Origin of the sequence: Thiococcus pfennigii (assembly GCF_016583835.1) — a bacterium.
GTDB lineage: Bacteria > Pseudomonadota > Gammaproteobacteria > Chromatiales > Chromatiaceae > Thiococcus > Thiococcus pfennigii.
The window spans coordinates 1-8,431 of record NZ_NRRW01000093.1 but is presented as its reverse complement, the minus strand read 5'-3'; the positions used below and the strand labels follow the sequence as shown (position 1 = coordinate 8,431).

The 8,431-nt window shown below is 61.3% G+C and carries 10 protein-coding genes and 2 pseudogenes; 6 read left to right on the top strand and 6 right to left on the bottom strand.

The features are described from left to right. A pseudogene (locus CKO41_RS17425) lies at positions 1-176 on the top strand (ISKra4 family transposase); the annotation flags it as partial. A 290-nt stretch (positions 177-466) separates the two neighbouring features. Here CKO41_RS17425 and CKO41_RS17420 read toward each other — a convergent pair. Then, a complete protein-coding gene (locus tag CKO41_RS17420) occupies positions 467-868 on the bottom strand; it encodes a GFA family protein (protein ID WP_200255310.1) in 402 nt (133 codons plus the stop codon). Between the two features lie 688 nt (positions 869-1,556). Between CKO41_RS17420 and CKO41_RS17415 the strand changes: the two genes are divergently transcribed. After that, positions 1,557-2,105 (top strand): Uma2 family endonuclease, encoded by a 549-nt coding sequence (locus tag CKO41_RS17415; protein WP_200255312.1) that lies wholly within the window; start codon positions 1,557-1,559, stop codon positions 2,103-2,105. Between the two features lie 334 nt (positions 2,106-2,439). Here CKO41_RS17415 and relB read toward each other — a convergent pair whose 3' ends face one another. The 3 genes from relB to CKO41_RS17400 form a co-directional block, all read right to left on the bottom strand. Then, complete coding sequence (gene relB / locus CKO41_RS17410) at positions 2,440-2,748, bottom strand: type II toxin-antitoxin system RelB family anti-toxin transcriptional regulator (RefSeq protein WP_200255314.1); 309 nt, start codon at positions 2,746-2,748, stop codon at positions 2,440-2,442. Next, positions 2,735-3,055 carry a type II toxin-antitoxin system RelE/ParE family toxin gene (locus CKO41_RS17405; protein ID WP_200255315.1) on the bottom strand — a complete coding sequence of 107 codons (321 nt, stop codon included), beginning with the start codon at positions 3,053-3,055 and terminating at the stop codon, positions 2,735-2,737. The genes relB and CKO41_RS17405 overlap by 14 nt, the downstream gene beginning before the upstream one ends. A gap of 413 nt (positions 3,056-3,468) precedes the next feature. After that, entirely contained in the window at positions 3,469-4,353 is an 885-nt protein-coding gene (locus CKO41_RS17400) for a transposase (RefSeq protein WP_200383185.1), read from the bottom strand. Between the two features lie 436 nt (positions 4,354-4,789). On the opposite strand from CKO41_RS17400, the gene CKO41_RS19210 reads away from it, so the two are divergent. From CKO41_RS19210 to CKO41_RS17385, 3 genes are all read left to right on the top strand, one after another. Further along, positions 4,790-5,134, top strand: a complete 345-nt coding sequence (locus tag CKO41_RS19210) for a type II toxin-antitoxin system PemK/MazF family toxin (RefSeq protein WP_420826492.1) — start codon at positions 4,790-4,792, stop codon at positions 5,132-5,134. Between the two features lie 396 nt (positions 5,135-5,530). Then, positions 5,531-5,962 (top strand): DUF29 domain-containing protein, encoded by a 432-nt coding sequence (locus CKO41_RS17390; RefSeq protein WP_200250687.1) that lies wholly within the window; start codon positions 5,531-5,533, stop codon positions 5,960-5,962. 792 nt (positions 5,963-6,754) lie between these two features. Beyond that, positions 6,755-7,186 (top strand): DUF29 domain-containing protein, encoded by a 432-nt coding sequence (locus tag CKO41_RS17385; RefSeq protein ID WP_200250687.1) that lies wholly within the window; start codon positions 6,755-6,757, stop codon positions 7,184-7,186. 298 nt (positions 7,187-7,484) lie between these two features. Here the strand turns inward: CKO41_RS17385 and CKO41_RS17380 are convergent. Next, positions 7,485-7,577, bottom strand: a pseudogene (locus tag CKO41_RS17380) (addiction module toxin RelE); the annotation flags it as partial. Positions 7,578-7,586: 9 nt separating this feature from the next. Further along, positions 7,587-7,820, bottom strand: a complete 234-nt coding sequence (locus CKO41_RS19050; RefSeq protein ID WP_338115613.1) for a hypothetical protein — start codon at positions 7,818-7,820, stop codon at positions 7,587-7,589. A 128-nt stretch (positions 7,821-7,948) separates the two neighbouring features. Here CKO41_RS19050 and CKO41_RS18485 point away from each other — a divergent pair. Continuing rightward, on the top strand, positions 7,949-8,431 hold a 483-nt coding region (locus CKO41_RS18485; RefSeq protein ID WP_207144148.1), incomplete at its 3' end, for a hypothetical protein.

Here is an 8,431-nt window from a genome sequence, read left to right as displayed (position 1 = left end):
TCACCGAGGCGGCCTGCAAGACCCTGGTCAAGCAACGGCTCTGCGCCTCCGGCATGCGCTGGAAGAACAAAGGCGCGAAGATCGTCCTCAGCCTGCGCGCCCTCACCCACACCGCCGGGCGGTGGACGCAGTTCTGGCAGAAGATCGATCAGTTCGGGGCTCAATGCGCCGGCTGAGCACATTATGCGGAGGCCGCACCCATTTTTCATCGAGATCCCGTAGTCCAACGTGCGGGACAGGGCGGCGCACGACTGGAAGCAGGTCGCCGCCAAGCTCATCGAGCAGCTGAGGCCGGGACCGCCTCAGGACTGATCCCTCGGAACCGGGGACCATCCACCGACAAGGCCGGCGGCGTGATGCCACGACGCAAATACCGCCCGTCAAAACGGATCGAGTCCACGCCGATCGCCGCGCGGTGCGCAGCGTAGGTGCGTCCGCCAACAGCCACTGGCTATATCATGGTAGCTCACTCTGGCAGACCCTCGAACTTTGGCACTTCCCCTGACTCTCCATCCCAGGCAGCTTTGCTAGATGTGAAAATGTGCGCTGTTGGTAACATAGAGACCTTGGTATCCAAACACCCTGCGGGAACGACGAGCAAACCCGCAATCTGGGTGCTTGGCAATGCTGAACCACACAACTTACAAAAACTCTTATTGTGACGAGTGCCCGGAAGCGTAAAGCAAGTCACAGCATCGGCACCCGACTGCCAGATCAATTTAGCTGACCGTGAAAACAGGTTTGACGCATGAGCAGAACCTGTGTCCTTTTGGCAATACTGACAATGACACAGGTAAAAGCTGTCGAAGTCGCCCTTTACCTCAAACCTCACAGCGCCACACAGGCAAGAACCGAAATAATCAGTCATCAAAACCCCTTTTACAGCCTGAGGGCGAATTACACCTCACGACAAGCATGAACCGGCGCATACTGCGCCGCACACCAACCTCGAAACCTGCTCCAGAGATCAACGGCGCAGTATGCGGTTGGCTTGATGCGCGCATTAAAGCCTTTTGAGGATATATTGATTAACCTTATAACCATAGGCGACTTCCGGCGTATTGCGCCCCTCAATGCTTTTCGCGAAATTCTTACAGAGAACCTCGAACAATATAAAGGCGCTGGGGCGCTGGGGACAGATCTCTCATCGTAGCATTTCTGCCCCGTCCGATAAGGCGAGAACCGATCCAGGCACCCCGTTTTCCCAGATTGAGGGACCGTGTGTGTTCTCGCCCTATCGCAGTGCTGGGCCGTGCATTTCTTCCCTGCCCAGCAGCGAAGAAATGCCACGATGCGAGAACCCCGGCACCCGCAAATACCGCTCCGGGCAAGCGGGCGAATGTTACATGTGAGACCTGACCCATCGCGCGTGCCCCATCGCATCGCGCGTGACCCATCGCGCGCGCCTGACCCATCGCGCGCGCTATGTTGGCGAAAATGCGCCAAGCGTTGGGCCTAGGCTAGAATCTCGATCTACGGACGTGACCGCTCCGCGGCGGAGCGCTTAGCACGCACGGAACAAGACCCCGGCGCCCCAGCCCGATCCGAGGTGACCGATGGAAGCACTGCAGCTGAAGACCGTCCAAGACCTGCTCCTATCGTCCGACGAACGGGTCGAGCTGATCGGCGGCGAAATCGTCCGGCGCCCGATGACGCGGGCGCGCCATGCTCGGGCCCAAAGCCAAGTCAACCGCCACCTGGGCACTTTCGACGACGGAGCGAGGCCGGGCGGCTGGTGGATCTTGACCGAGATCAGCGTGGCCTACGAGGCGCACGAATGTCCCTGCCACGACATCGCTGGATGGCGCCGCGAGCGCCTGCCGCGCCTTCCGGATGGGCCGATCGGGCTGCCGCCGGATTGGGTCTGCGAGATCGTCTCGCCCGGTCATGAGAAGAAGGACACCCGATCCATCCCGCTACTGCTGCGCCGACATCGGGTGCCCTACTATTGGGTCATTTGGCCCGAGGACCGGGCGCTGATCGCCTATGCGCTTGACGAGGGAGAGTGGCGCGTTGTCGCGACGCTCGAGGACGCGGACCGCGCCCGGGTACCGCCGTTCGATGCTATCGAGCTTGACTTAGGTGCCGTGATCGGCGATGACTAGCCTCTCTCCGCGCCGGACGATCGTGTCAGGTCTTGCGTTTTGCCACTTCGGCTGCGCGAGCGATACGGCTGGTCCGTGCGCCATGCAGACCAAAATGGTCCCCGCTTTGAGAGTGTACCCACCGCTGCCTCAGGGTGCTGCAATGGCCCGGTCCCGATCGGATTACAGACTGATGTAATCGATGCACTCGCACGCATCTTCGCACGAGGCAATGTGGTGCACAGCGACGGTAAATTTAACTCATGGCTTAGCCCGACACGGGCAAAAGACAAGACCTGATACCTTCTCCCCTGACACCTTCTCCCCGCGGCAATGATGGAGAGGACAGAGGGTTTCAGGCGACCTGGTCGAGAAACAGCTCGCGAAGAACCTCCGGACGCTCCTGTGCCACACGGATGAGCGATCGCGCTGCACCGCTCGGCTCGCGTCGACCCTGCTCCCATTCCTGGAGCGTCCTGACCGACACGCCCAGGAGTCTCGCGAACTCGCTTTGGGACATCTTCACGCGATAGCGTGCGAGTGCGACCGGGCTGTGGATTGCGCCTGCCTTCTCAGACTTCATCTCGCGGATGGCCTCGAGCAATTCGGCGCCGATATCACGATCGGCGTCTCTTGCGAGCAGCTCTTGTTCAGTCTTCGGCATGATCCAGCATCTCCCGCGCCGCATTGAGCACATGTGCTGGCAAGTCGTCTCGGGCGCTCTTGGCGTAGATCAGGAGAAGCCAGATGCGTTCGTTTGCCAGCCGGTTGTAGTAAATCACCCGCACGCCGCCTTGTTTTCCGCTACCAGACCTCGACCAACGGACCTTGCGCACACCGCCGGTCCCCGGCACGACATCGCCTGCGACCGGATTGCTCGCGATCCAGGCACAGAACTCTCCTCGCTCGTCCTCCGTCCAATAGTCTGGCCAAAGGCGCGTAAAGGAGGTCGTTTCCACGACGGTCAGCATGGCGTGATTATACGTCAGTGCCGCATGGACTGCTTGGATGGCTGCCCTGCGTCGCATAGCAGACAGTCATAGAGACACAGAGCTGCGACCGCTCTTTCGCCGCACCCGATCGCCACCCACCGACCGAGAGCCACCACGCCGCCACCCCCTACCTCCTCTGATGCACCCACGGCCGCTTGCCAGTCCCCCTCCTCGGCCCAGAGCCCCAGCCCGGCCCGGCGCGCCTCGCGCTCGGCCGCATAGAGGGATGCTTATCAGGTCTTGCGTTTTGCCACTTCGGCTGCGCGAACGATACGGCTGATCCGTGCGCCATGCAGACCAAAATGGTCCCCGCTTCGAGAGTGTACCCGCCGCTGCCTTCGAGTGCCGCGCTGGCCTGGACCCTCGGGCCGGCAGTGGGCCCGGTCTTGCATTCAAGCACCTTGTTTGCTCGAGGTTGGCGGCCCGTTGCAGTCTGGTGCGGCCTCGAGGCGTCGTACGGCGCGGCTCACCGTCGAGTAATGCACGCCGAAGAACGCGGCAATCTCCTGCATCGTGTAGATGCCGGTGGCGAAGGCCCGAGCCATGGCCTCGTCACGGTTGGGATACCGGCGCGCGAAGCCGGCGAGCGGCTCCGCCAACGCCCGGCGCGGCGCACGCGGGACCTCGCGCAGCCCTTCCAAGGGCTTGGTCGTCGCGCGATGGCGCTCGGCGAAACCCTCACTGCCGAGAAAGACCTGATGACGCAGACCGTCCCAGATGCTCGCACCGCCGACTCCTTGGCGAACGAAATCCGCATACCCTGCCTGCGCGACGCCGCGGTCCTCGCCGAACTGCCCGAGCAGCCAATCCGTCTCCAACCACGCCGGCGCCGACGCCCGCCCGACCATCGCCCGGTAGCTGCTCCATGCCCACCCTTCCGCCGCCGGGACCATGCCCGCGCGCACGGGATTCAGCACGACGTAGCGCGCGAGCTCCAACAGGTACGCATCGCGTTCCACCAAGATGGCTTTGAAGCGTCCCTGCAACAGGTGTCCGGCCAGCCCGTGGCGTCGGTTGGTCCTTTGGGTGTAGACACCGTTCAGCTGGCGCATGCCCTTGGACAGGTTGGCCTCAGGTGTCTCGACGACGACGTGGTAATGGTTCGTCATCTGGCAGTAGGCGTGGCACCGCCAGTTGAACCGCTCACAGACATCGCCGAAGAGCTCCAGCCAAGCGCCGCGGTCCGCATCGTCACGATAGATGGCCTCACGCCGATCGCCGCGCGAGGTAACGTGGTAGAGCCCGCCGGCTAGCTCGATACGAAGGGGTCTGGCCATGGCCCAAGTGTAGTCGGGCGTTGCTGGATTGCAAGACCTGACCCCAGGGTCCCAGCTTTTTTCGACCCCGCGGTTTTTTTGGACCGAGCGCTGGCCGTGGTCGGTGAACAGGACGATGCCTCGCCACGATGTCCGAAGGCATCGTCTTGCCCGCCAGCTGTATCTCGTTTAGTTTCCGCTTAAGCTAGAAAGGGATTGACAGAATCCCCTCCCTCAGCACAACTGCAAGCGGTGGAAAGATGGCAACGCTACAGACCACAATTCCCGATGACTTGTCGCAGCAGGTGCAAGCGACGGCTCGTGCGCGCGGCATTCCTGTCCATATCTTGGTTGAGGAGGCTCTCCGCTGCATCGTTTCACCGGAACCCTTTGCAAGCGAGGAGGAAGCGTTTGAGGAGATGGAAGCTCTTGAATCAGAGGTCTTGAAGGACCTGCCGTGGAGGGCGTAAGTCGGGGGGACGTCGTGTTGGCCGCCGCGGCAGGAGACTATGGAAAGCCGCGCCCGTGGCTGGTGGTTCAGACGGACCAATACAACCATGCAGCACGCCCAGGTTCGATTCTCGCGTGCCCGTTCACGACACATGGGGAAGCTGCGACATATCGAGTTTCTATGGACTTACCATCGGGCGACTCCCAACGCCGCTCCTGGGTGATGGTGGACAAGTTGATGGCTATCAGACGCGAGCGCGTCGGAGCGAAGATTACAACGGCATCAAGGCAACAGATCGCGGCCGTCGAACATGCAATGGCCGAGTTGCTTGGGCTCCGTGCGCCTGACTGACCCGTCGGGATAGCGCATGTGTACCCTGCCTAGCCGACCGCGATGCTCACAGCTTCTCGGACCGTCGCCGAGGGAATGCGGCGCGGAGCCGCACTGACCCCGGAGCCGTATCCCTGAATCCTCGCCCGTAGTATCGCTAGCTCCACGCTCACGTCGGCGCTCGATGCACAACCCTGCCGCCGCAGCGGCCCGCACTCCCGGGGCAGTGACACAAGCGTCAAGATGAGGTCCCGCTTGGATGACCCCGCTTGGACCGGCGCAGAAGCCGACGGCGAGTGTCCCGATGGGAACTTGACCGCTCACTGCCCCCCGGCTAGCCTCCTCCCGGAGACGGTTGGTCTCCCTATCCGCGCGCAGGCGCGCCTGAAGTCCCCAAGCCCAGATCGGACAACAGCGATGACCAGCTACGAAGCCGACTTCCACCAGTGGATCAACGAGCAAACTGCGGCCCTCAAGGCTGGTCAGTTCGATCAGCTGGACGTCACGCACTTGATCGAGGAATTGGACAGCATGAGTGCACGCGAGCGACGGGAGCTGATCAATCGCTTGGCCGTGTTGCTCGCGCACCTACTCAAGTGGCAGTTTCAACCAGAACGTCGATGCACCAGTTGGCGCCTGACCATCAACGAGCAGCGCCGGCAGCTTGCCCTGCTGCTCGAAGACAGCCCCAGCCTTGAACAACGGCTACCAGAGTTCCTGGAGCGCGCCTACCGAAACGGTGCCCGCGCCGCGCTGGAGCAAACCGGTTTCCTGAAGTCGCCGTTTCCCGAGTCCTGCGCCTATGGTATCGAACAGATCCTGGACGAGGACTTCATGCCAGCAGAGTAGAGGGACGTGGGTTGTGGGGCGAGGGACACCGGCCGGGTCTTGCGTTTGCGCTTCCTCGCGGCGGCCGAGCACTGCGCGAGAGCAAAAGGCAAGACCCCCGCGCTTACTTCCTCGCACTGCTCGTTGCTTTGTCAGCAGGATGCTGCATTGCAAGACCCGTTGCCCCCGGTTACTAGGCCATCGAATCCTGCAATCGCGGGGTGAATATGTTGCAATTCAAGACCCCTTGATGATCGTGCTGGATTGCAAGACCTGACCCCGCTTGACCGCAAGACCTGACCCCGCTTGACCGAAGCGAGCGCGTCGGAGCGAAGATTACAACGGCATCAAGGCAACAGATCGCGGCCGTCGAACATGCAAAGGCCGAGTTGCTTGGGCTCCGTGCGCCTGACTGACCCGTCGGGATAGCGCATGTGTACCCTGCCTAGCCGACCGCGATGCTCACAGCTTCTCGGACCGTCGCCGAGGGAATGCGGGCGCGGAGCCGTACTGACCCCGGAGCCGTATCCCTGAATCCTCGCCCGTAGTATCGCTAGCTCCACGCTCACGTCGGCGCTCGATGCACAACCCTGCCGCCGCAGCGGCCCGCACTCCCGGGGCAGTGACGCCAGCGTCAAGATGAGGTCCCGCTTGGATGACCCCGCTTGGACCGGCGCAGAAGCCGACGGCGAGTGTCCCGATGGGAACTTGACCGCTCACTGCCCCCCGGCTAGCCTCCTCCCGGAGACGGTTGGTCTCCCTATCCGCGCGCAGGCGCGCCTGAAGTCCCCAAGCCCAGATCGGACAACAGCGATGACCAGCTACGAAGCCGACTTCCACCAGTGGATCAACGAGCAAACTGCGGCCCTCAAGGCTGGTCAGTTCGATCAGCTGGACGTCACGCACTTGATCGAGGAATTGGACAGCATGAGTGCACGCGAGCGACGGGAGCTGATCAATCGCTTGGCCGTGTTGCTCGCGCACCTACTCAAGTGGCAGTTTCAACCAGAACGTCGATGCACCAGTTGGCGCCTGACCATCAACGAGCAGCGCCGGCAGCTTGCCCTGCTGCTCGAAGACAGCCCCAGCCTTGAACAACGGCTACCAGAGTTCCTGGAGCGCGCCTACCGAAACGGTGCCCGCGCCGCGCTGGAGCAAACCGGTTTCCTGAAGTCGCCGTTTCCCGAGTCCTGCGCCTATGGTATCGAACAGATCCTGGACGAGGACTTCATGCCAGCAGAGTAGAGGGACGTGGGTTGTGGGGCGAGGGACACCGGCCGGGTCTTGCGTTTGCGCTTCCTCGCGGCGGCCGAGCACTGCGCGAGAGCAAAAGGCAAGACCCCCGCGCTTACTTCCTCGCACTGCTCGTTGCTTTGTCAGCAGGATGCTGCATTGCAAGACCCGTTGCCCCCGGTTACTAGGCCATCGAATCCTGCAATCGCGGGGTGAATATGTTGCAATTCAAGACCCCTTGATGATCGTGCTGGATTGCAAGACCCCGCTTGTGCCGTGACCCCGCTTGTCCTGCTTACGCTCAGAGCTCCAGCCAAGCGCTGCGGTCCGCATCGTCACCATAGATGGCCTCACGCCGATCGCCGCGCGAGGTAACGTGGTAGAGCCCGCCGGCTAGCTCGATACGAAGGGGTCAGGCCATGGCCCAAGTGTAGTCGGGCGGTGCTGGATTACAAGACCTGACCTCCAGGATGTGACCTCGCTTGACCCCCTTGTGCTTGACCCCGCTTGTGCTGCAGACATCGCCTAAGAGCTCGAGCCAAGCGCTGCGGTCCGCATCGTCACGGTAGATGGCCTCACGCCGATCGCCGCGCGAGGTAAAGTGGTAGAGTCCGTCGGCTAGCTCGATACGAAGCGCTCTGGCCATGGCCTAACTGTAGTCGGGCGATGGTCGATTGCAAGACCTTAACACTCGATCTAGCAAGGGGTCCTGAATAGTTACCAATATTATATCTGATAGAAACGCAGACTCAGAAAGCAGCTAAGGACAATCGCATGAATACACAACTTTTCGCGTTTGCGCTGGAGCAAGCTCGGCCTTCCCATTGGGAACCTTTCGAGGAACTTGGTTCGCGGTTCTTGGTAAGTGAATTTCCAGAATTGCGAACAATGGCTTCACCGAGTGGGGATGGTGGCAGAGACTCAGAATTATTCTCACCGACAGGAAATCCCGTCGTCGCCATTCAGTACTCGGTCTCAACAGACTGGAGAACAAAAATCCGAAGTACAATTAAGCGCATAACCGGGCAGTTTCCGACTGTCCGAGTGTTGCTGTATGTTACAAGTAAGAAGATTGGAGCAAGTGGCGACCAAATGAAGGCAGAGACCCTGCAAAAGGGCATAATTCTAGATAGTGCCTGGAAGAAAACCCCGTTGAATTCAAAAAAACCGCTGGCCTCATGCCGCCCCGGCGGCGGCTTTTCATTCGGATCGAGGCCGTCAGCGAGGAATACGGGGGGGCGATGTGAATTGCTTTCA

Excerpts from the sequence above, each read along its gene's own strand:
- CKO41_RS17420 (WP_200255310.1), bottom strand. The coding sequence starts at position 868 with ATGACTGATTATTTCGGTTCTTGCCTGTGTGGCGCTGTGAGGTTTGAG.
- CKO41_RS17415 (WP_200255312.1), top strand. The coding sequence starts at position 1,557 with ATGGAAGCACTGCAGCTGAAGACCGTCCAAGACCTGCTCCTATCGTCC.
- relB (WP_200255314.1), bottom strand. The coding sequence starts at position 2,748 with ATGCCGAAGACTGAACAAGAGCTGCTCGCAAGAGACGCCGATCGTGAT.
- CKO41_RS17405 (WP_200255315.1), bottom strand. The coding sequence starts at position 3,055 with ATGCTGACCGTCGTGGAAACGACCTCCTTTACGCGCCTTTGGCCAGAC.
- CKO41_RS17400 (WP_200383185.1), bottom strand. The coding sequence starts at position 4,353 with ATGGCCAGACCCCTTCGTATCGAGCTAGCCGGCGGGCTCTACCACGTT.
- CKO41_RS17390 (WP_200250687.1), top strand. The coding sequence starts at position 5,531 with ATGACCAGCTACGAAGCCGACTTCCACCAGTGGATCAACGAGCAAACT.
- CKO41_RS17385 (WP_200250687.1), top strand. The coding sequence starts at position 6,755 with ATGACCAGCTACGAAGCCGACTTCCACCAGTGGATCAACGAGCAAACT.
- CKO41_RS19050 (WP_338115613.1), bottom strand. The coding sequence starts at position 7,820 with ATGGCCAGAGCGCTTCGTATCGAGCTAGCCGACGGACTCTACCACTTT.